The following is a 21185-nucleotide window of genomic DNA, read 5'->3' as shown; positions in this document are numbered from 1 at the left end:
CTTTCTTGTTTCCGTAATTTCCCTGTGTGACAGCTAAGGGTGCGGAATGTGGGTTTGTAGTATGAGATGCGCCAGCTAAGAGTCTTAACATAGTCCCCAGTCCCCAATCCCCAATCCCCAGTCCCCAATCCCCAGTCTCCAGCTATATTACAAAGGACGATAAACTCGATAGTTAATTTTAGGGAAAATATTATCCATCAATTCCACTTTTTCCAGCCAACCACTATCAACCTTGCCAATTTTAACGTCTTCGTAAAGTTTATTAAACCGCATCAGGTGCGATCGCGTTCTTCTCACAGCATAGGGAACCATTGTTCCAGTCCGCATAATAAAAGCCCAGTCAGAAGATTGCGCTAATAAAAGTTCTCGCGCTGCTTGGTTAAGTGCTTTTTCCTGCAATTCGTCCTCAACTTCTAGGTGAGATAATTCAATCATCCGTTCGGTTGCTTTATGTAAATGAGGATAAATCCAAGCATTTGTTTCATTCAACCAATATTCATGAAAACCCTTATAACCCCAACTGGACTGAGAAGGGCGACACACCTGCTGAGTTGATTCAGTCCGTAAATAGTCAGCTAAATGAGTCATTTGATATGTGCCTTGGTCGTACCATGATTTGCGGAACAGATAATCAATAAACCAGGGTCCTTCATACCACCAGTGACCAAATAACTCTGCATCGTAGGGCGAAACAATAATTGGGGGGCGACCCATAATACCGTTTAAATGCTCCGCTTGGCGTTCCCGGTTATACATAAAGTTAGCGGCGTGTTCTGCTGCTTTTTCCCGCGCCCAATAAGGGTCATAGAGTGCTTTATCAGAAAGCCCCAAACCACGCCCAGTAATTTTATGATATTTAATGCCCGTATTTTTTCTTTGACCATTGGGCATAATGAAGGGCTTAATGTACTCATATTCGGCTTCCCAGCCCAAATCTTTGTAAAATTCCCGATATTCTGCTGCACCGGGATAGCCCACTTCTGATGACCATACCTGCTGAGAAGATTCGTGATCTCTACCAAACACTGCAACACCAGTTTCTGTAAAAATTGGGGCGTAAGTACCAAAGCGGGGGCGAGGACGGGCGTATAAAATCCCATGTCCATCAGTAAGGAAATAGCGTAAACCAGCATCCGCCAGCATTCGCTCCATACCTTCATAGTAGGCGCATTCCGGCAACCAAATACCTCTGGGGGCTTGACCAAAGCTTTGCTCGTAGTGTTCGCAAGCTACCTGAATTTGCGCCCACACTGCTTCTGGATACATTTTCATCAGTGGGAGATAGCCGTGGGTAGCACCACAAGTGATAATTTCTAGGTTGTTGCTATCTTGGAATTTCTTAAATGCTGTTACCAAGTCACCTTTGTAGTGTTCCCATACCTGACGCGCTTCTTGAAATTCTTTAGCGTAATGTTCTGCTAAATAACGCAGATGCCCATTATTGATATTATGCTCAATCTCTAGCTCTGTCAGTTTTTCTAGTTGGGTTAAGTGTGCGTCATAGCGTTCTTGGAGTAGAGGATCACGGAGCATTGACACTAGGGGAGGTGTCATACTCATGGTGATTTTGAAGTCGATACCGTCTCGCTTTAAACCCTCAAATACTTTTAATAAAGGAATATATGTTTCGGTGATGGCTTCATAAAGCCATTCTTCTTCCAACACATAGTCACTTTCTGGGTGACGAACAAAAGGTAGATGTGCATGGAGTACCAGCGAGACGTAGCCTATAGTCATAGTAATTTAAGGGTAATCGTAAGTTTAAGTAAAGAGGGTTGAGCGAAATTAAAAATATTTTAAGACTTTATGGGGTGCTTGACTGTAGTTTTATCGTTGGCTGTATTGTTAAGATATCTATAAGTTATCATTGGGTCTAAGTTGCCTAGTACATTGGCTTGATAACTATTCACTGATTTATTCTTCAGCTTCTTTATACAATTGTTCTAATTCTTGCAACTGTGTTTTCCGAGAGACGCGACGATATTTTTTACTTTCTAACTTCGGTTCGTACTGTTGCTTACCCTGACCTTTGCTTTTAACTTTCATGGTGGATTCGGGATCGGCTTGGTGATGTAGCTGAGTTTGACGGGCGATCGCCTGATCTAAAAATTCTAAGTAATGTTCATACCTTTCCCAGTCACCCTGCACCACACAATCAGGCTCGTCTCGATGCAAACAGTCGCTAAATCGACAGCTAGCCACTGCTAAACGTTCTCTGGCTTCTGGGAAATAATAGATTAATTCTTCGGGGCTACAATCCAAATCAGGTTGATTAAAGCCGGGAGTATCTGCCAGTAAACCACCCCCAGGTAATTCAAATAATTCTGTATGGCGGGTTGTATGGCGACCTCGTGCTAGTTTGCCGGAAACCTCTCCCACTCGCAGGTTAAGGGTGGGTATCAGCACATTAATCAGGCTCGATTTTCCCACTCCAGAAGGTCCAGCAATCACGGTAATTTTGTTATTCAGATGGCTAGTTAATGCGTCAATATTGATGCCGTTTTGGACGCTGATAAATAGAGGTTTATAGCCCCATCCCAGCAGGCGATCGCTAATTTCCTGTTGTACTTCTGGGGAAACTAAATCACTCTTATTTAGACATAACAGCACATCTACATCAGTAGACTCAGCTTTTACCAGAAATCGACTTAATTGATAAGGTTCCAGAGGTGGATCTGTGACAGCAAATGCTAAGAGAATTTGGTCAACATTGGCGATCGCGGGTCTATCTAAAACACTTACACGGGGGAAAACATCAGAAATGGCCCCCCTACCACCAGACCAATCCGGCTCAGAAACAATCACGCGATCGCCCACCATCACCTGTTTCCCGATTTTTTTCAACCGGGTTCGACGAGTGCAGAGCAGAATAGGCGGAGTAGAAACTGGAGAAAACTCCTCCTTCTCATTCACATCCAGTTGTACGCGATAAAAATTCGCCTGTACAGCAAGCACCGTACCCAATAACTCTCCAGTATGAGAAATCATTTCCACTGTTGTCATTGGGCAGCAGCCGGACAGCGTACCAACAAAGAAAAATAGCCCGTACAATCTGTAATTTGCTCAACCTGATAACCAGCCATTGTCAGACTATCAGGAACCTGCTCAATCGGTTCTCCAGAATCTAGCCATACTTCCAGCAAAGTACCAGGCAGCATTTTCTCCAAAAATAACTTTGTCCGCACAAAATTAATCGGGCAAGGAGTACCACGTAAATCAAGTTGAGCATCAGGAATTGAAAGGTGAGAAAACTTCATTACTTAAACAGATTTCCCAAGAATCCTTCTAGACCACCTTTACCAGTACGGTCTCCCTTAATTTTAGCCAATTTTTCCAGCAATTCTCTTTCCTCAACAGTCACCTTTATAGGAATATCAATTAATATTGTCAGCAAATGGTCTCCCCGACTCACAGGATTTCCCAAACGCGGTACACCCCGATTTTCCAGTTTCATCACCGTATTTGGTTGAGTACCAGCAGGGATAATTAACTCCACAGGGCCATCTACAGTTTCCACTTCCAAACGGCAACCTAAAATAGCTTGCAAGTAGCTAACTTTGATTTCCGAAATAACATTAATCCCATCCCGTTGAAATTCTTCATCTTCATTGACAAACAAATAAACATACAAATCGCCAGGAGGTCCACCCCGTTGACCAGCATCCCCTTCTTGAGATATCCGTAAACGTGTACCATTATCAACCCCAGCCGGAATCGTAATTTTCAGCTTCTTAGGTACTTGATTAGTTCCCTTACCATCACAAGCATCACATTTATCCTCAATCACCATCCCCGTACCATTACAGGTGGGACAAGTAGAAACTTGAGTAAAGCTACCAAAAGGCGTTCTAGTCACACGCCGGACTTGACCAGAACCACCACAAGTTGCACAAGTGCGAGGACGAGTACCAGCCTTCGCACCAGAACCACCACAGGTATCACAAACCTCTAAATGGGAAATACGAATTTCTTTTTCGCCGCCAAATACCGCTTCTCGAAAGTCTAACTTCAGGTCTAGCCTTAAGTCATCACCACGCACTGGCCCACTACGCCGGCGTTGCGTTTGACCACCCATACCGCCACCAGCAAAGCCACTGAAAATACTTTCAAAGATATCAGCAAAGCCGCTCATATCGCTCATATCTTGGAAGCCTCCGCCAGCAGCAGCCCCTGAAACACCAGCTTCACCAAAACGGTTATAACGTTCTCGTATATCTGGCTCAGAAAGCACTTCATAAGCGCGGTTAATTTCCTTAAACCGATCTTCCGCTCCCGGTTCTTTGTTCACATCTGGGTGATACTTCCGGGCTAAACGGCGGTAGGCTTGTTTGATGTCTTCTTTGTCGGCGTCACGAGAGACACCCAGAATTTCATAATAGTCGCGGGCCATATAGCAAAGGTAAAAGTTAGGAGGAAGAAAGCAGAAGGCAATACACGCCACCAACACTTGCTATCTTACGGTAAGTCATGTCGTTCAGGAGCGGCTACCCATTCAAGTAACCTAGTCAGGAATCAAAATTTACTCCTGTAGTGCGCCCAAGAGCGAAAACTCTCTCAGATGACTTATTTCAGTAATGCAGCGTCTTTAGAGGGCGGCTTGCCAGAAACTAGACAGAAACAAAAAGTTAATTTTTATTAATATATCGATTTTACCTTTTAGGCTTTATCTTTCACAAAAATTACTAGCAAATTTTAGACAGCTAGGAGAGAACACCAGTCAAAACAGTGGGCAAGATCAACTGTGCCTTGGACTATTGTGCTACTTAGTAGAGTTAACATCCGCGCCTGAACCAAGGAGTTAGCCGCACAACTAGGTGCGGAAAACCCCCCATTTGTGGTAATTCAGGACTGTCCCAGAGGGTAGAAAACAGGATGCATGGAAGAAGATTTTCACTACTCACCAATAACTAATCTATAGCTTCATAATCAGCCGGAACTGTAGTCTCATCATCAAAATCAAAGTTAAATTCTGGTTTTAGTGTTTCATCATCAGGCTCTTCTAATTCTTCTGATCTCAAAACATCCTCTGAGACTTCTTGCACTGGGTCATGACCTGTTGAGTCACTGGCTCGGCTGTATACATCAGCACCAATAGCAAACACAGTCTGTTGGAAGTCATCTAAGCACTGTTGAAATTCCGTCAGAGAAATCCGTGGATTAGCCATAACAGCTTTGAGCTGGGTCACTTTTTCTTGGGCTAAAGTTTTCATCTGCTCACCAATAAACTCACTATTTTCTTTCAGGCTGGATTCGTAACTAAACAACAAATTATCTGCTTGGTTTTTGAGATTAACCAATTCTTTGCGTTTTTTATCTTCCTCAGCAAATTGTGCAGCTTCTCGCTGCATTCTTTCTACTTCGCTGCTATCCAAACCACCTGTATTAGTAATCCGGATACTTTGTTCTCGACCAGTACCTTTATCTTGGGCTGCAACCTTGAGGATACCATTAACATCGATTTCAAAAGATACTTCTATTTGTGGCACACCACGAGGAGATGGCGGGATTCCGGTCAACAAAAATTTTCCCAGACTTTTATTATCCTTGGCCATAGCCCGTTCCCCTTGGAGAATGTGAATTTCTACCGAGGTTTGCCCATCAACAGCTGTGGAAAAGACTTGGAATTTACTAGTGGGAATTGTCGTATTACGATCAATAATTTTGGTAAATACTTCTCCCAATGTTTCAATTCCCAGGGATAAAGAAGTCACATCTAAGAGTAGTAGATTATCAACCTCACCACTCAAAACCCCAGCTTGAATGGCTGCACCCAATCCTACTGCCTCATCAGGGTTGATGGAACGGTCGGGAGTTTTACCCTTAAAAAACTTCACCAGGGCATTCTGGACTGCGGGAATACGGGTGGAACCACCCACCAAAATAATCCGGTCTATGTCGTTGGTTTCTAAGTTGGCATCTTTGAGAGCTTGAATCATCGGCTCGACGGTAGCTTGAATTAACAACTTTGCCATCTCTTCAAATTGAGCGCGATTCAGTTCCATTTCTAGATGTTTGGGACCATTGTGATCGGCGGTGATAAATGGCAGGTTAATGGAGGTACTGGCCATGTGAGAAAGTTCAATTTTGGCTTTTTCTGCGGCTTCTCTTAGACGTTGCAGCGCCATATTATCCTGGGAGAGGTCGATACTTTCTTGTTCCTGGAAATGTTCTAGCATCCAGGTGACAATCACGTTATCAAAATCATCTCCGCCTAAATGGTTGTTACCACAGGTTGCCTTAACTTCAAAAACTCCATCTCCCAGTTGCAGAATGGAGACATCGAATGTTCCACCGCCTAAGTCAAAAACTAAAATTAACTGCTCTTGGTCTTGTTTTTCTAAACCAAAGGCTAAAGCCGCAGCAGTTGGCTCGTTGATGATGCGTAGCACTTCTAGTCCAGCAATAGTACCCGCGTCTTTAGTTGCTTGTCTTTGGGCATCGGTGAAATATGCTGGTACGGTAATTACTGCCTTGGTGACTTCTTCTCCTAAAAAAACTTCTGCATCCTGCTTGAGCTTTTGCAGAACCATAGCAGATATTTCTTGGGGTGTGTAGCTTTCGCCGCGAATTTGCACATCCACAGTATCATCTCGACCTTTGACACAGGTGTAGGGTACTCGACTACGCTCTGTTTGAGTATCTTCCCAGCGACGACCGATAAATCGTTTAATACTATAGATTGTATTTTCAGCGTTAGTCACGGCTTGGCGCTTGGCCATCTGACCAACTAAGCGAACATCACCTTTACTAAATCCCACGATACTCGGTGTAGTCCGTCCCCCTTCAGTATTGGAGATGACAATTGGTTTACCACCTTCTAAAACTGCGACGCAGCTATTCGTAGTGCCTAGATCGATGCCAATAACTTTTCCCATAATTAAAATATTTTTATTGAGTGTTTCTACTGAGTTTTTTTCTGGATTTATAGCTTAATGTAATGCCTGTGCAACTCTTCTGGCAAGCAGTGGCAACAGGGACATTGGTTGAGGGTAAGCTTGTGATGTGGGGAATATACTATTAAAAGGCGGGCTGAGAAAGTCGGGTCAACAGTCCACAGCCCTATCCTTTTTGAGGTGTGCGATGCCTGTTCTTAATAGCATCTAGCCATTGTAGTCAATGAGACAAGTAACTACAGTTTAACTGTCAGATGCACTGGACGGCTCTTCTGGTGCAGATGGTGTGTCTACGGGAGGGGCAGCCACTTTGACCATAGAATGGCGTAAAACGCGATCGCCTAAATAATATCCGCGTACTAACTCTTCTAATACGGTTCCTTCCGGATGTTCATCTGTAGGTTCACGCATAACTGCTTCATGGAGATTGGGGTCAAATTCTTGACCTTCGGGACGCATGGGTGATACTCCTATGCGTTTGAGGCAATCCACAAGTTGTTTATAAACACCTTGATAACTTTTGTGAATTGTCATCTCACCATCACTTTGTGGCTTGAGGTGCGCTCGCGCCCGCTCAAAATTATCGACGATGGGTAGCAATTCCATAATAGTGTTACGTTTAACTTGCAAATCCAGCTCTTCTTTTTCCTTGCTGGTGCGTTTGCGGTAGTTCTCAAAATCCGCCGCAATCCTCATATATTGAGTGCTGCGTTCTTCTAGTTGGACTTTGAGAGACTCAATTTGCTGAGTTAATTCTCCTAAAGCAGCCGTTGGTGCTTCACTGTTATCAGTCGCAGCAACACCATCATCCGGAGAAAATGTTGTATCTTCAGGTACATTGTCTGGTGTTGTCACTGGCTCTGTAACCTCGTTACCAGATTCATAAGAGTTGGTTTCGGTGGGGGAGTCGCTCTTCATTGATTGATTTACCTCTGTTGGTTCACCCAATTGCTGGCTTGTATTGTTTACCTGTTTATTTTCATCCATCATTCATTACTTTACCCGTCTCAGATTGTTTTTATGGCAGTCAGTCACCACAGCTGACAACTGAGGCTAATTTTCTTGCCGAGATTTTTCTAGAAATGATGCCACCGTCTCCTATTTTGACAAATAGTGAACACCTGAGTGCAGAGAGCTTGAGGACGGTATTCCGAACGAGTAGGTGAAGACTTGATTCCCTACTTCCTCTGTTTCTGGAAATTTCCACACAATATATCATTTCAGAGTAGTTCTACATACCCTACCTATTCAGGCTTTTTTCCTCATCAAAAATCTCCAGCAAGAACTTTGACCTAAATTTAGTCGGTATGAATGAAAATTATTGGTCTCAGGCTGGGAATAATGTAATTAGAGGTTTTCCATACTCATCGCTCACCTATGACTTACTCCTCACCACAACGGCGCAGTACCGCTCTCACGACCAGATCAGACATTTCCTCCTTCGGTAACAAGCTAGTCCAAGCTGGCTACGTCAATACCGAACAGATGAGGTTAGCCCAGATTGAAAGCCGCAAGTCTGGCAAACCTTTGACGGAAGTTTTGGAGTCTATTACTGGCAAACAACTATCACCTGAGTTCCTGCGACAATATAAAAAACAGCAGCTATTTGAACTCAAAATACTGTACGGTGTTGAGTTTGTAGATCCAGAAGTTAACCAAATTGGTAATCCCAAATCCGTCAACCTGATTCATACTCTGATCCCGGCGGATGTTTGTCGTCGTCATCGCTTAATTCCATTGTTAAGAAATGATAACCAAACTCCCCCCAGTGTCTTGGTGGCAATGGTTGATCCGGATAATCTGGAAGCTTGCGATGACTTAAACCGCATCCTGCGCCCCCAAGGTTTGGCATTACAGCGCATGGTAATTACCCTACAAGATTACCAACAACTAATTCATAAATATTTGGATGATTTAGCTGTACGCCAAAAGGTACAGGAAAAAGAAAAGTTTACAGATATTAATCAAGATTTAGAAAATCTCAGTGATGTTGACCTCCAAGATAAGGCAGAAGAAAGCGAGGACGATTTAGGGGTAGTGATGAAGGGTGCAGAAGATGCGCCCATTATTAACCTTGCTAACAGAATCTTGGCCAAAGCCTTACATGAAGGGGTTTCTGATATTCATATTGAACCGCAGGAAGAAAATTTACGTATTCGCTTTCGTAAGGATGGGGTATTACGTGAAGCTTTTGACCCCTTACCGAAACACATCGTTTCTGCGGTGACAGCAAGATTTAAAATCATCTCCAATCTAGATATTGCCGAACGCCGCTTACCCCAAGATGGACGCATTCGGCGGCTATTTGAGGGACGTAAGGTGGATTTCCGGGTGAATACCTTACCTAGCCGCTACGGGGAAAAAATAGTCCTGCGGATTTTGGATAATTCCTCTACCCAGTTGGGATTGGATAAACTAATTACTGATCCAGAAACTTTGAATATTGTCCTAGATATGGTTAGCCGTCCCTTTGGGTTAATTTTGGTAACTGGCCCAACTGGTTCTGGTAAAACTACATCCTTGTATTCAGCATTGGCAGAAAAGAACTCTCCGGGAATCAATATCAGTACCGTAGAAGACCCCATTGAGTATAGTTTGCCAGGGATTACCCAAGTACAAGTAATTCGGGAAAAAGGCTTAGATTTTGCTACGGCTTTGCGGGCGTTTTTGCGCCAAGATCCAGACGTGTTACTGGTGGGTGAAACACGGGACAAAGAAACAGCAAAAACTGCGATTGAAGCTGCTTTAACTGGTCACTTAGTATTAACTACTTTACATACTAACGATGCTCCTGGTGCGATCGCTCGTCTAGGAGAAATGGGTATTGAGCCTTTCATGGTTTCTAGTTCCTTAATCGGTGTATTAGCACAACGTTTAGTGCGGCGTGTGTGTTCTAATTGTCGCATTCCCTATACTCCAACCACTGAGGAACTAGCTCGCTATGGTTTATCAGCCTCCCAAACCGCAGGAGTAACTTTTTACAAAGCCAACTCCTTAACCTTTGAGGAAATTACAGAAGCTAAGGACAAAAATCAGGAAGTTTGTTCCAACTGTGGCGGCGCTGGCTACAAAGGACGTTGTGGTGTTTATGAAGTGATGCGAGTTACGGAAAACCTACAAACTCTGATTAACCAAGAAGCTCCCACTGAACGGATTAAAGAAGTGGCTGTGGAAGAAGGGATGAAAACCTTACTCGCTTACAGTCTCGACTTAGTGCGTCAAGGGGCGACAACCTTAGAAGAAGTAGAACGTGTTACTTTCACTGATACTGGTTTGGAAGCAGAATTAAAAGCCAAACGTAAGAGTGGTCTGACTTGTACTAGTTGTAATGCCATATTGCAACCGGAATGGCTTGATTGTCCATACTGTCTCACACCTCGTTTTACAGATTAGTTATCAGTCATTTGTGACTGCTTTCAACTGACAAATTCAACAGATAAATAAGGAATCAAAACTATGGATATGATGATTGAAGACTTGATGGAACAGATGATTGAAATGGGTGGTTCGGATATGCATTTATCCGCAGGTTTACCCCCCTACTTTCGCATCAGTGGGAAATTGACCCCCATCGGAGACCATATATTGACGGCGGATCAGTGTCAAAAACTGATTTTTAGTATGCTCAATAACACCCAGCGTAAGACTTTGGAGCAAACCTGGGAATTAGATTGTTCCTACGGTGTCAAGGGTTTAGCTCGTTTTCGGGTCAATGTCTATAAAGAACGTGGTGCTTATGCTGCTTGTTTACGGGCGTTAAGTTCCAAAATTCCTAACTTTGAGAAATTGGGTCTGCCAGATATCGTGCGGGAAATGTGTGATAAGCCCAGAGGATTAATTCTAGTCACAGGCCCCACCGGTTCTGGTAAAACCACCACCCTAGCGGCAATGATTGACTTAATTAACCGCACAAAAGCCGAACATATTCTCACGGTAGAAGATCCCATTGAATTTGTTTATGAACCCATCAAGAGTCTAGTCCACCAACGACAACTAAATGAAGATACCAAGAGTTTTTCTAATGCCTTAAGAGCAGCTTTACGGGAAGATCCAGATATTATTCTGGTGGGGGAAATGCGTGACTTAGAAACCATTTCTCTAGCTATTTCGGCGGCGGAAACAGGACACTTGGTATTTGGAACTCTGCACACCAGTTCGGCTGCACAAACAGTTGATCGGATTATTGACGTGTTCCCTCACGAAAAACAAACCCAAGTCAGAGTACAGTTATCTAACTCCTTAGTAGCCATATTTAGCCAAACTTTAGTACCTAAGAAAAACCCTAAACCAGATGAATTTGGTCGGGTCATGGCGCAAGAAATTCTCGTGGTTACGCCTGCTATTTCTAACTTGATTCGAGAAGGAAAAACAGCACAAATTTACTCTACTATCCAAACAGGGGGTAAATTAGGAATGCAAACTTTAGAAAAAGTTTTAGCTGATTTATACAAGGCTGGAACTATTTCCTTTGAGGCTGCAATGTCTAAAACTTCTAAGCCTGATGAAGTTCAACGGCTCATCGGTAGTGCTACACCCCAAGCCGGTACAAGACCCGGTACTGTGAGAGCGCGTTAAATTTTTACGTTTTCTATCATCCAATTTTGAATTACTGAATCCATGCCAACTTATGTAGCCCGTGTTCGGGATGCTCAAGGACAATCCCGAAAGGAAAAAATCGTTGCCGAATCCTTGTCAGATGCCCGCACTAATCTGAGGCAGCAAGGCTTTGTTGTTCAAGATTTAAAACAGTCCCAAAGTTTTGCCAGCACCTTTGATTTAAAGAAAATCGAGCTGGCAATGACCAAGGTGAGTGTTAAGGATAAAGCAGTATTTTCTCGTCAATTTGCAGTTTTGATGAATGCCGGTGTAGCTATTGTCAGAAGTTTAGGGGTGCTGGCTGAACAGTGTAGCAATCCTAAATTAAAACACGCACTGCTGGAAATTAGTGCTGATGTGCAAACTGGTATGGACCTTTCTGAGTCCATGAGTAAACATCCTGAGTGCTTTGATGGTTTATATGTCAGTATGGTGCAGGCTGGTGAAATTGGCGGTGTTTTGGATGATGTGCTAAATCGTTTGTCTAAGTTATTAGAGGATGTCGCCCGATTACAAAACCAAATTAAATCAGCATTGTCTTATCCAGTGGTTGTGGGTTTTATAGCAGTTACTATCTTTGTCGGGATGACTGTTTTTCTAAATCCCATTTTTGCGACAATTTTCTCAGATTTGGGGATAGAATTACCGGCTTTGACGCGATTTCTGATGTGGTGTAGTGCAGTCTTAAGAAGTTGGTGGTCTTTAGCGGTTGTTGGTAGTTTGATCGCATTTCGTATTGCTTATCAGCAATACTACAAAACACCTGTTGGCCGCATAAATATTGACAGCCTTTCTTTAAAACTACCTTTGTTTGGTGATTTGATTCAAAAATCAGCAGTGGCTCGCTTTAGTCGGACTTTCGGCGCTCTAACTCGTTCAGGTGTGCCAATTCTAACCTGCTTAGAAATTGTCCGGGATACATCAGGAAACCAAGTGATTGCTAACGCTATAGATGCAGCCCGTTTAGAAATTCAACAAGGAGGTGTGATTAGCGTGGCTTTGCAAAAAGATAAAGTGTTTCCGATGATGGCAATTCAGATGATGAGTATTGGTGAAGAAACTGGTGAATTAGATTCGATGTTGATGAAAGTTGCAGATTTTTATGAAGATGAAGTGGAACAGGCTGTTAAAGCACTGACGAGTATTTTAGAACCAGTGATGATTGTGGTTTTGGGGGGTATGGTAGGAACAATTTTGCTGGCGATGTATTTGCCGATGTTTAAAGTGTTTGAAGAGCTTTAAATAAATTGGCTAAGTGGTTAGATTTAATGATTGATGAGTTAGGAGTTCAAAATTTTGATTCCTAACTCTACATAACTGTTGTAATTAATAATTGCGTTTGCGTGGTTTAGCCAGAGGAAATATTACGAATTAGTAGATAAATCATGGCTGTGAAAAAATCTCACTATGAAGCTAGTTTGGCAGAGTATAGCAATAATTTAGCTGCGATCGCCTTACTCAAGCAACACCGACCTTACTTAGAAATGATTCCGAGTCTGCGTCGTCCCGATGAAAGTCTGATTACTATTCCTCTACCCATTGTGCGTTTCCGTGGTAATGCCACAACCGATACACAGATAACTTGCTTACCCTGTGATATAGCAATGATTATGTGTGATCCAGAATGGAAAATCAAAACTGGAGTAGAAATTTTACTGTTTATTCATCGTCCCCATGAAGATTTTTCTGATTTATTGGGGCGTTGGCGCAAAACTCAAGTGTTGCTGGATAAAGACTACGAGTGGCTAATGCCTTTACGTCACAGTCATATTTTGAGTGATGGGGCAAATACTATATGTCCACTATTTGTGGTGTTTACTGAAACCTCAGAACGCATCCAGAAGGGTCTTGTAGGGGCAGAACTGCCATTTATTATCCAAGCACCCTCTTTTTTAATAGAAGAGGAAATTCAACAGGGACTAGAGGCTAACCGTTAGTGCTACTAAGCGGAAGAAAATTAGAAAAGTAGGTTGGGTAAAGCACAGCGCAACCCAACAAAGCAACAAAAATGTTGGATTTCCAGCCGTCAACCCAACCTACATTGAAATCTAATTTTGGGTTTTAATAGTGGCTTATTTCACAAATTGGGGCATAATTTCCGCAGCAGTGAAAATGCCATAAATACCGCGCTGGTGTAATTGTCTACCAGCTTTGAGATAGCCAAAGGCGGGGCCGCAAACATTCGCCGCCATGCTGGTTTCATCTCCTAAAGTAAAGGTATGGGTAGAAATTTTACCTTCAAAGGTGCGTCCTGTGACTTTAACGTTAGTGCTGAGGGGTTTTTTGGCGTTGCGGGTATCTACGACTCCACCAACTGTAACGCGATCGCGTGAACAAATGCCCGCAAATTCTAACATCACATCATCAGCGTGTTCCATATTCTCTAAAGTCAGCACGCCATTGGTTTTATCTAATAAGGCTTCAACTTCTGCATCAGTCATCGCCCTAGCAGTTTCTACACTATAACCAGGCATATGTCCAATATCTTCCCGAACAGTGGCGCGGTAAGCTTCCCAATTGGCAATACCCACACCAAAGGTAATTTCTACCTTGTGAATTTCCGCGTAGCTTTGGGCGGCTAAAGCGGCGGCGGCGGTTAATAGTCCTGGTGTCGCACCACATCCAGACATATAGGTAATTCCGGCGGCTTGTAGTTCATCTTTCATCGCCAAAAGTTGTTCTACAGCACTGGTGCGCTTAATCGCATCCACTAGCACACCGCGCCAACCAGATTTAATGAATTGTTGGGCGACGGAGGGGATGAAGTCATTGGGGAGGTTGGGTAAAGCGAGGAAATACCCATCGACAGGCTGAGTGGTAGCGATTAAATCTTGAATGCTGTTATTGCTTAATCTGCCAACTGGTTCTAAATAACCCACTGAACCTTGAGATTGGTAGGTTTTAATGCATTCTTGAGTATTTAAACCTTCAGTAGAGTAAGCGTAGCCTTTTTGGTCTGCGGCGGCCACTAAGATCATTTCCCCTTTGCTGGAGAGGAGTTTAGCGGCTGCTTGTCCCAGTCCACCGAAACCCAGGACTCCGACGCGGATAGGTTGGTTTGTTGGTTGTGTATTCATAGTAAATTTACCGTGTTGGCTCATGGCTATAAAGGTTAATTATGCTCCATTATCCTTGGTTCGTTAGCTGAGTAATAATTTTTTTTTACCAGAATATTTTGCTGATTTGAGCTTGGCTATAAAGACGGTGATGTTTAGATGACAATTGTTATGGCACTTACTACTTGACAGAAAATACTAAATATGTGTAGGTTGCTCAGATTTTCAAACCAGATTTTTCCTGATGGCTTTGAGTGAAAGCACTTGTAAAACAGTTTTTGAAGAAGAAGCTGTTCAAACTTTAATTTAAGATGGTGTTATTCGTTTATTTAGCTTCGATACTGAACAGGAGGTAATTGTGAGATGGATTCCTTAACTAATCAATATCGTCAGATAATTAAAAAGATTCTCGAAGATTACGCTGATTTTCTTGGTAATGATGAGGAGGTTCAAATTGAACTGGTGTTAGATGAAAAAAATGATCGTTATTTATTAGTTGAGTCAGGCTGGAAAAATGGTTATCGTATCTATGGAACTTTATTACATATTGATTTAATTGGCCATAAACTCTGGATTCAACATGATGGCACAGAAGAGGGAATTGCTAATGATTTGGTTGCTGCGGAAATACCAAAAGCACATATTATTTTAGGTTTTAAGTCTCCTGAAATTCGTAAATATACAGAATTTGCTGTTTCTTAACGTGAGGATAAAACGTGATGATTATTTAAAGTTTATTAAGGTAGGTTATTTGCATGAGCAAAGTATTAACAGTGAAACTGAGCGATGAAGTTTATACAGCTTTGCAGCAAAAAGCTAGTGCTGTTGGACTTTCAGTCGCAGAATTAGTTGCTACGTCCTTAAATACTCAGTATAGTTTGTCAGTTGGTCATAAATCCGATGCTGAGGAAGCACGTCAGCGTTTGCTGGGTTTTGCTGGTGTAATTAGTATGGGTTATGCGACTATAGGTGGTGGAAAGCTTAAAAACGGACAGACGGGCGTGTTAATAAAATTTGATACTGGTGAAATAGAATGGAAAAGACGAAGAGCAGTTGCAGATCAAGCATACGTAAAAGCTGACGATCCAGCAAAGGCATCTGCTCTTTGGCGTGAGATTAACGAATAAATTATGTTAATCAAATTTAACTCGCGCAAGTGGGGTTACTAAATTTTCTCAGGCTTTGTTTTGTAAATTTCTACTAACAGCTAATAATAATCGGCTGCTCTCTATAGTTTACTTTTTGAGGATTAAAATATGAAAGCTCGTGATTTTATTAAACCTGGTGAAAATATTATTGTTGTTTTCACTGATGGTACATTGCTTGAGTTTGGTAATGATAATACAGGTTTAACAGGTGATTGGCATATTGATATAAATCGTTCAGTTGATCGAGTTATTGTTTATGTACGTGACACTCAGACAAATTCGTTATACATTGGCAATCATGCTGGTGTGCAATTTGTTGAAGAAGCCAAGAAATATAAAATTAAATTAACTCATGTTCAATATATAGGTAAAACTGACTTAAATTGGTTCGACTTTGCTGAGACAGGCTCACACTCTATTCGGTATCTCCCATAGTTTTACTTACCATAATTAAATAAATAAATGACGACTGGGCGTGTTTTTGCAGCTATACCCAAATCAGCAAGCCAAATTTCACCAAGTTTAGGGTTCATCCAACAAATCCAAAACTTCCTGCTCTACTGTACGAGTTATGAGAATGTCTAAAACATCCTGGTCTGCCATTTCCATTATTTCTAGAATACAATGGCGAACTTGATCTGCTATAGCTGGTTGCCAGTAATTTAACTTTGCATTTAGTTCTTCAATTAAAGCATCCATAGTAATTTTGTGTACTTCTAATTATTAATGTTAAACCAATTTTGAACCCAAGCGATACCTTTATTGGGCGATCTAGCATAGAATTATATTTAGAAACCTTTTGCAAAATAATCTGATTATGGCGATAGTTGTTTCCCTTAGCCCAGAATTAGAAGCACAACTGCGTGAAAAAGCTGCACAGCAAGGACAAGATGTTAGTTTTGTTGCGGCGAAATTGTTAGAGGCTGTTTTAGAGTGGGAAGTGGAAGACTCAGAAGCAGCTATTCAAGGTATTCAGAAAGGATTAGAAGATTTTGAAACGGGTCGATTTCGTTCATTTGATGATTTTGCTGACGACCAGCGTCACAAGTATAACTTGCCTGCTGATTCATGAAATACCGTATTGAAATTTCTAGTGTAGCTGAAGCTGAAGCTGACAAGGCATTTTTATATTTGTCTCAAGTTACTTCTGCGAGTAGAGCAAGTCAATGGTATGCAGGTTTACTCCAATTGATTGAGTCTTTATCACAAATGCCTAAACGGTGTTCTCTAGCTAGAGAAAATGATTGCTTTAGCCAAGAAATTCGCCAGATAATTTACGGTCGAGGGCGTAACTCATACCGCATAATTTTCACAATTGTGGAAGGACAAGAAATATCTACAGTTCGTATACTTCATATCCGTCACGCCACACAAAAGAATCTTGGACAAGCACCTGATAATTTTGAAGATTAAGTTGGCAAATTATATTCGCTTCAAATTTTTCAAACACCCTCTAAGCCAGGAATATTACAACTGTAGGTATGCGATCGCCTATCGTCTAAAATTAATATATAGTCGATACCATTAAGCAAGTATTGGGCGCAGCAGGAATACAAAAATATTTCGCCAGTACAAAAGATTTTTTAGGGTAGTTGCAGTCCATTTAGCTATTTTGTGAAAAAATCAGTCGGGCGATCGCATCCCCTGGCGCAGATATGAAATAATCCCACTGGGTGCAACTACCGCCATTGAAACTATCCAGAGCCATAATAGTGGATATCCAATGGTAATGATAGAGATTTTCAACAAAAAGTATATTTTTGTGAAGCAGTAAACTGATTATACTATTGCTATACCTTGTTTTCAGCGCTTTTATTGCTAATTCTGGTAACAAAATTGTTAACTTGACTATTTTATAAGGTTAAGAGAAACTAACTAATAAGTGATGTATGTGCTTATAATATTAATAAAATTTGTAAAGATTCTGAGATATATATTTTGAGAGATGGAACATTAGTTAACAAATGGCAAGTTTGTATCTAAGTAACTATGTTCCCTGGGCTATATTTTTAGCCTGCTGCTCCGGCAGTAAAGTTCAAAAGTACGATCATGGTTGGCCAAAAGTATGGAGACATTAGAATTTATCATCTATCCAGACGGTCGGGTACAAGAAACAGTCACTGGAATTGTGGGCAATTCTTGCGCTGAGGTTACAGCAGCAATAGAAGCACAACTGGGGCTGGTACTTAGTCATGAGCCAACCTCAGAATTTTTTGCCACTCAGGTGCAACAATCCTCTGTGGTCAATACCCAAGCCACATACAGCGATTGGTAAGTTTTCTCAAAAGTTTCATGTCATTTATCAATAACCGCCATGTCACACTTTAGCCAAATTAAGACTCAAATCCGTAACCTTGACTCTTTAAAAGATGCTCTCAGCGAATTGGGCATCGACTGGAAACCTGGCCCCCGCGAAGTCCGTGGCTATCGCGGTCAAACTCATCCGGCCGAAGTAACTATTGAACAGGAAAATGGCTATGACATCGGTTTTAGATGGAATGGCAAAGAATATGAGTTGGTGGCTGATTTACAATATTGGCAACAAGGCTTGTCTGTGGATGGGTTTTTACGCCAAGTAACCCAACGCTATGCTTACCAAACCGTGGTGAAAGAAACGGCTCGTGCAGGCTTTGAAGTTGCGGAACAACAAAAAAATCCCGATGGATCAATTCGCTTAGTTGTACAACGCTGGAGTGCGTAATGGCTGATTTTCTGCCGTCGCCGTCAGAAGAAGAAAATAATCGTTCCGGTGTGGAACCAGAGTTAGGCGGTTTCTTACGAGATGACCTAGAACGCTCTGGTTTAGAGCCGGAATTGGGTGGTATTGAACGTCAAAAGGGTGTTTATGTGGATGAAATCACCTGTATTGGCTGCTTACACTGCGCTCATGTGGCGCGTAATACCTTCTACATTGAACCAGATTATGGGCGATCGCGCGTGATTCGCCAAGATGGAGATGGAGAGGAGGTCATCCAAGAAGCTATCGATACTTGTCCTGTTGATTGCATCCATTGGGTTGATTACACTGAACTAAAAAACTTAGAAGAAGAGCGTAAATATCAAGCCATACCTATTGCCGGCTATCCAGTGGAAAAAGCAGTATCTACTGCTGAACGGCGACGTAAAAAGCAAAAATTAAAAAACAAACAACCCCGTTAACAAACCGTCATCAAAAACCCTACATACGTCTTTAAGTATCAGGTGGAGATCAACATCCCTACCTGATACACATTTATCACGACTAATTAATTTTCCGGCAATGTTTGAACTTTACCATCAGGACTGAGAACCACTCGAATCCTGACATTTTCTCCATTGCGATTGGCAGAAACAAAGGGTTGACCAATTTCGGGTATGCCTGCACCATCGAAAAATATTCTTGCAGCCTGATTTATAGGATAAATCCTCTCAATTGTACCATCAGCATTCACAATCAAACTATACTCTAAAGTTTCTGTAAATCCACTAGGTGGCTGCCAGCGTTTTTGGAATACGGCTCTAGCTTCAGCTACTTGGGGTGTGTCAAACAAGCTGCTACCAGCAGCAACGGTTTCAGATGTTGCAGGTTGTCCTGTGGTTCTGCTAACTGATGAATCTGCCTCAGTCCCCATATTTCCAGAAGAATTTATACTTCCTGACGTGGGAGGTAGTGTGAGTAATGATTCAGAAGGTAAAGAACTCTGCCTAACACCGTTACTAGAAGTAATGGAGGGAGACAAGGGAGGTGATGAGAGTTGAGATAATGAGTCTCTATTAGTAGATAGGTGAGGTGGTAAAGACCGCCTTTGGGGTAAATTTTCAGTCCCTGCAATTGAGGCTGTGAAGTCTGGCTGAATAGAAAATGTGGGGGGGATTCTAGCAGTTGAGAGATTCGTTTCTATATCTGGAATTTTGGATTCCGAGATAAACAGTGGATCTTCTAAAGATGGTAGCGGCGAAGAGGAAGGAGTAAACAGGCTAGAATTAGATGCTGCTAAGGGCGTTTGTGGGAAAGCAGCAATGGGGGTTTGAGGTGTTGATTCTAAAGGTGCCTGCGGTGTCAATCCGGGTGGTAATGGGGGCGTTTCTAAAGAAGGCGAGGGTTCTAAGGCCGTTGTCAACTTTTCTGGCTCTGATGTTGTGGCTATTTGTTGCTGATTGTCTCTGTTATTTTTAGCCAGATGCCAAGTTGCTGGTAGTAAACCTACACTTAAAACCATGACTGCGGCAATAGAAGCCCAAGCTGGAAAGCGCAGAACTTGATGTTGATGATTGAGATTTGGTAACGCCATCACATCAGCAGAGTATGCATCTAAAGCAGTTGCTAAATCAAATATTTGCAGCAAACTAAGTTGAATTACAGCACCAGATGTGGGGTTAGCCAGGGGGCCAAGAAACAGATTATGAGTTAAATAATTCCCTGGTTCTAAGTAAATTTTGCTCTGTGATCTTTGAGAGCTAAAAGATTTGAGATTATTGGGGCTGGGGAGTGAATTTTGCTGAAAATCTGTGAACTGAGAATCATGAGAAACTTTACTAGAGTCCTGGGGTTCAGAAATATTCAGCCAAAAGTTATCAGCCGGCTGTTGTAGAAAATCTTGCACGTAGTTGGTGACAACATCACACAAAATTTCTAGTTGATCGCGATCGCCCCGAATCAATATTTTACTTTCTTCTGGTAATTGGGGCGCGTCAAAGTACAGTTCAAAGGTCAGCTGCTTGATCACAGTTTTTCCCATCAAATGAGATAACGGTGAACTTTGCGCCCAGATTTCTAAGGTACAAGTGGGAGGCGTGTAGCGTCTAATAACAGAATTCAATGGTGGCATAGCAAAAACGGCGAAAGAGACGATTATCTAAAATTTGGCAGAACTGTCGATGAGTGCTAACCAGAGGCGGCGGTGTCCACCAGGCGCACTGTAAAACAGCAAATCTACAAGCAGTTTTAGTGCCAAGTGGGTGAGTAGATCCGTGGTTATTTGGTCGTCTTCTTCCATCCGTTCTTGGTAGGTATTGCAGAAAGCATCGATATAATCTCCAAGTAAGGCAGACTGATGAGGTTCCCGCTTGTTTTCCGCCATTTGTTCTAGTAGACCAACAGCACGGCGAATCAACTCCTGATGCTGTTTGGCGAGGTAGCAGGTAATGAGAACCAGCGATCGCGCTTCTTCTACATCTAGCTTTTTTCGCCCACCTTGTCCTTTGCGTAAGGGATTAGACTGACGCAATCGCCATAAAGCTACCCGGTCTGGCACTCTTGACTCTAAATTCAGGTCGGTTGCCGCAGACAGCATAGCCTCGGAACCAATACCCGTCAAAGTTTCTAACACCAACAGCACTAAGTCTAACTGGGTTTTGATGTTGTCCCACTGAACTGTGTTTGGGGTGGGAAGGCTAATTAAATCTGCCCACTGAGGATTTGGTGTGGCTGAGTTGGCGGCCGAGTGCATAACTTTTAGCATAGGTGATCAGGCTGTAGGGGCTGTTGCTGTTACCCATTTTGAAACCGACTC

The 21185-nt window shown here is 42.3% G+C and carries 22 protein-coding genes; 12 read left to right on the top strand and 10 right to left on the bottom strand.

Features of this window, described 5'->3' with window-relative positions; genetic code table 11:
* Positions 1–147 precede the first annotated feature (147 nt).
* The 6 genes from ACM0OP_RS11950 to grpE all read right to left on the bottom strand — a co-directional run bounded on the left by ACM0OP_RS11950 (position 148) and on the right by grpE (position 7883).
* Entirely contained in the window at positions 148–1737 is a 1590-nt protein-coding gene (locus ACM0OP_RS11950) for a glycoside hydrolase family 57 protein (protein WP_414528628.1), read from the bottom strand.
* 177 nt (positions 1738–1914) lie between these two features.
* Entirely contained in the window at positions 1915–3003 is a 1089-nt protein-coding gene (rsgA, locus tag ACM0OP_RS11945) for a small ribosomal subunit biogenesis GTPase RsgA (protein WP_414528627.1), read from the bottom strand.
* Positions 3000–3257, bottom strand: coding sequence for a sulfurtransferase TusA family protein (locus ACM0OP_RS11940; RefSeq protein ID WP_414528626.1), 258 nt, complete (start codon positions 3255–3257; stop codon positions 3000–3002). Before ACM0OP_RS11940 ends, rsgA begins: the two co-directional genes overlap by 4 nt.
* Positions 3257–4390, bottom strand: a complete 1134-nt coding sequence (gene dnaJ / locus ACM0OP_RS11935) for a molecular chaperone DnaJ (protein ID WP_414528625.1) — start codon at positions 4388–4390, stop codon at positions 3257–3259. The genes ACM0OP_RS11940 and dnaJ overlap by 1 nt, the downstream gene beginning before the upstream one ends.
* 517 nt (positions 4391–4907) lie before the next feature.
* On the bottom strand, positions 4908–6875 hold the full coding sequence (gene dnaK / locus ACM0OP_RS11930; RefSeq protein WP_414528624.1) for a molecular chaperone DnaK: 1968 nt from the start codon (positions 6873–6875) through the stop codon (positions 4908–4910).
* Between the two features lie 261 nt (positions 6876–7136).
* The gene (gene grpE, locus ACM0OP_RS11925; RefSeq protein ID WP_414528623.1) at positions 7137–7883 is read right to left on the bottom strand and encodes a nucleotide exchange factor GrpE; all 747 of its coding nucleotides are present in this window, start codon (positions 7881–7883) and stop codon (positions 7137–7139) included.
* A 387-nt stretch (positions 7884–8270) separates the two neighbouring features.
* Between grpE and ACM0OP_RS11920 the strand changes: the two genes are divergently transcribed.
* The 4 genes from ACM0OP_RS11920 (at position 8271) to ACM0OP_RS11905 (ending at position 13426) form a co-directional block, all read left to right on the top strand.
* Entirely contained in the window at positions 8271–10286 is a 2016-nt protein-coding gene (locus ACM0OP_RS11920; RefSeq protein WP_414528622.1) for a GspE/PulE family protein, read from the top strand.
* Positions 10287–10349: 63 nt separating this feature from the next.
* Entirely contained in the window at positions 10350–11468 is a 1119-nt protein-coding gene (locus tag ACM0OP_RS11915; RefSeq protein WP_414528621.1) for a type IV pilus twitching motility protein PilT, read from the top strand.
* Between the two features lie 42 nt (positions 11469–11510).
* Positions 11511–12731, top strand: a complete 1221-nt coding sequence (locus ACM0OP_RS11910; RefSeq protein WP_414528620.1) for a type II secretion system F family protein — start codon at positions 11511–11513, stop codon at positions 12729–12731.
* 143 nt (positions 12732–12874) lie between these two features.
* The gene (locus ACM0OP_RS11905) at positions 12875–13426 is read left to right on the top strand and encodes a hypothetical protein (RefSeq protein WP_414528619.1); all 552 of its coding nucleotides are present in this window, start codon (positions 12875–12877) and stop codon (positions 13424–13426) included.
* A gap of 135 nt (positions 13427–13561) precedes the next feature.
* On the opposite strand, the gene bioU is transcribed toward ACM0OP_RS11905, so the two are convergent.
* Positions 13562–14566 carry a (S)-8-amino-7-oxononanoate synthase BioU gene (gene bioU, locus ACM0OP_RS11900; RefSeq protein WP_414528618.1) on the bottom strand — a complete coding sequence of 335 codons (1005 nt, stop codon included), beginning with the start codon at positions 14564–14566 and terminating at the stop codon, positions 13562–13564.
* 342 nt (positions 14567–14908) lie between these two features.
* Here bioU and ACM0OP_RS11895 point away from each other — a divergent pair, with 342 nt between their 5' ends.
* From ACM0OP_RS11895 to ACM0OP_RS11885, 3 genes are all read left to right on the top strand, one after another.
* Entirely contained in the window at positions 14909–15247 is a 339-nt protein-coding gene (locus ACM0OP_RS11895; protein WP_414528617.1) for a XisI protein, read from the top strand.
* 71 nt (positions 15248–15318) lie between these two features.
* Positions 15319–15672 (top strand): hypothetical protein, encoded by a 354-nt coding sequence (locus tag ACM0OP_RS11890; protein WP_414528616.1) that lies wholly within the window; start codon positions 15319–15321, stop codon positions 15670–15672.
* Positions 15673–15801: 129 nt separating this feature from the next.
* Entirely contained in the window at positions 15802–16128 is a 327-nt protein-coding gene (locus ACM0OP_RS11885) for an HNH endonuclease (RefSeq protein WP_414528615.1), read from the top strand.
* 87 nt (positions 16129–16215) lie between these two features.
* Here ACM0OP_RS11885 and ACM0OP_RS11880 read toward each other — a convergent pair whose 3' ends face one another.
* Entirely contained in the window at positions 16216–16392 is a 177-nt protein-coding gene (locus tag ACM0OP_RS11880; protein ID WP_414528614.1) for a hypothetical protein, read from the bottom strand.
* Positions 16393–16510: 118 nt separating this feature from the next.
* On the opposite strand from ACM0OP_RS11880, the gene ACM0OP_RS11875 reads away from it, so the two are divergent.
* The 5 genes from ACM0OP_RS11875 (at position 16511) to ACM0OP_RS11855 (ending at position 18852) form a co-directional block, all read left to right on the top strand.
* On the top strand, positions 16511–16765 hold the full coding sequence (locus ACM0OP_RS11875; RefSeq protein WP_414528613.1) for a hypothetical protein: 255 nt from the start codon (positions 16511–16513) through the stop codon (positions 16763–16765).
* Positions 16762–17106 (top strand): type II toxin-antitoxin system RelE/ParE family toxin, encoded by a 345-nt coding sequence (locus ACM0OP_RS11870; RefSeq protein WP_414528612.1) that lies wholly within the window; start codon positions 16762–16764, stop codon positions 17104–17106. The genes ACM0OP_RS11875 and ACM0OP_RS11870 overlap by 4 nt, the downstream gene beginning before the upstream one ends.
* 652 nt (positions 17107–17758) lie before the next feature.
* Positions 17759–17968 (top strand): DUF2997 domain-containing protein, encoded by a 210-nt coding sequence (locus tag ACM0OP_RS11865; RefSeq protein ID WP_414528611.1) that lies wholly within the window; start codon positions 17759–17761, stop codon positions 17966–17968.
* 39 nt (positions 17969–18007) lie between these two features.
* The gene (locus ACM0OP_RS11860) at positions 18008–18394 is read left to right on the top strand and encodes a DUF1257 domain-containing protein (RefSeq protein ID WP_414528610.1); all 387 of its coding nucleotides are present in this window, start codon (positions 18008–18010) and stop codon (positions 18392–18394) included.
* On the top strand, positions 18394–18852 hold the full coding sequence (locus ACM0OP_RS11855; RefSeq protein ID WP_414528609.1) for a ferredoxin: 459 nt from the start codon (positions 18394–18396) through the stop codon (positions 18850–18852). The genes ACM0OP_RS11860 and ACM0OP_RS11855 overlap by 1 nt, the downstream gene beginning before the upstream one ends.
* An 86-nt stretch (positions 18853–18938) precedes the next feature.
* Here the strand turns inward: ACM0OP_RS11855 and ACM0OP_RS11850 are convergent, their stop codons facing one another.
* On the bottom strand, positions 18939–20501 hold the full coding sequence (locus ACM0OP_RS11850) for a DUF4335 domain-containing protein (protein WP_414528608.1): 1563 nt from the start codon (positions 20499–20501) through the stop codon (positions 18939–18941).
* Positions 20502–20528: 27 nt separating this feature from the next.
* The gene (locus tag ACM0OP_RS11845) at positions 20529–21134 is read right to left on the bottom strand and encodes a DUF3038 domain-containing protein (protein ID WP_414528607.1); all 606 of its coding nucleotides are present in this window, start codon (positions 21132–21134) and stop codon (positions 20529–20531) included.
* Positions 21135–21185 lie beyond the last annotated feature (51 nt).

Source organism: Nodularia chucula CCY0103, from assembly GCF_963923915.1.
Lineage (GTDB): Bacteria > Cyanobacteriota > Cyanobacteriia > Cyanobacteriales > Nostocaceae > Nodularia > Nodularia chucula.
This window is presented reverse-complemented; position numbering and strand designations above follow the sequence as displayed.

Coding starts and splice junctions, on each gene's coding strand:
- ACM0OP_RS11950 (WP_414528628.1), bottom strand. CDS start 1,737: ATGACTATAGGCTACGTCTCGCTGGTACTCCATGCACATCTACCTTTT.
- rsgA (WP_414528627.1), bottom strand. CDS start 3,003: ATGACAACAGTGGAAATGATTTCTCATACTGGAGAGTTATTGGGTACG.
- ACM0OP_RS11940 (WP_414528626.1), bottom strand. CDS start 3,257: ATGAAGTTTTCTCACCTTTCAATTCCTGATGCTCAACTTGATTTACGT.
- dnaJ (WP_414528625.1), bottom strand. CDS start 4,390: ATGGCCCGCGACTATTATGAAATTCTGGGTGTCTCTCGTGACGCCGAC.
- dnaK (WP_414528624.1), bottom strand. CDS start 6,875: ATGGGAAAAGTTATTGGCATCGATCTAGGCACTACGAATAGCTGCGTC.
- grpE (WP_414528623.1), bottom strand. CDS start 7,883: ATGATGGATGAAAATAAACAGGTAAACAATACAAGCCAGCAATTGGGT.
- ACM0OP_RS11920 (WP_414528622.1), top strand. CDS start 8,271: ATGACTTACTCCTCACCACAACGGCGCAGTACCGCTCTCACGACCAGA.
- ACM0OP_RS11915 (WP_414528621.1), top strand. CDS start 10,350: ATGGATATGATGATTGAAGACTTGATGGAACAGATGATTGAAATGGGT.
- ACM0OP_RS11910 (WP_414528620.1), top strand. CDS start 11,511: ATGCCAACTTATGTAGCCCGTGTTCGGGATGCTCAAGGACAATCCCGA.
- ACM0OP_RS11905 (WP_414528619.1), top strand. CDS start 12,875: ATGGCTGTGAAAAAATCTCACTATGAAGCTAGTTTGGCAGAGTATAGC.
- bioU (WP_414528618.1), bottom strand. CDS start 14,566: ATGAATACACAACCAACAAACCAACCTATCCGCGTCGGAGTCCTGGGT.
- ACM0OP_RS11895 (WP_414528617.1), top strand. CDS start 14,909: ATGGATTCCTTAACTAATCAATATCGTCAGATAATTAAAAAGATTCTC.
- ACM0OP_RS11885 (WP_414528615.1), top strand. CDS start 15,802: ATGAAAGCTCGTGATTTTATTAAACCTGGTGAAAATATTATTGTTGTT.
- ACM0OP_RS11880 (WP_414528614.1), bottom strand. CDS start 16,392: ATGGATGCTTTAATTGAAGAACTAAATGCAAAGTTAAATTACTGGCAA.
- ACM0OP_RS11875 (WP_414528613.1), top strand. CDS start 16,511: ATGGCGATAGTTGTTTCCCTTAGCCCAGAATTAGAAGCACAACTGCGT.
- ACM0OP_RS11870 (WP_414528612.1), top strand. CDS start 16,762: ATGAAATACCGTATTGAAATTTCTAGTGTAGCTGAAGCTGAAGCTGAC.
- ACM0OP_RS11865 (WP_414528611.1), top strand. CDS start 17,759: ATGGAGACATTAGAATTTATCATCTATCCAGACGGTCGGGTACAAGAA.
- ACM0OP_RS11860 (WP_414528610.1), top strand. CDS start 18,008: ATGTCACACTTTAGCCAAATTAAGACTCAAATCCGTAACCTTGACTCT.
- ACM0OP_RS11855 (WP_414528609.1), top strand. CDS start 18,394: ATGGCTGATTTTCTGCCGTCGCCGTCAGAAGAAGAAAATAATCGTTCC.
- ACM0OP_RS11850 (WP_414528608.1), bottom strand. CDS start 20,501: ATGCCACCATTGAATTCTGTTATTAGACGCTACACGCCTCCCACTTGT.
- ACM0OP_RS11845 (WP_414528607.1), bottom strand. CDS start 21,134: ATGCTAAAAGTTATGCACTCGGCCGCCAACTCAGCCACACCAAATCCT.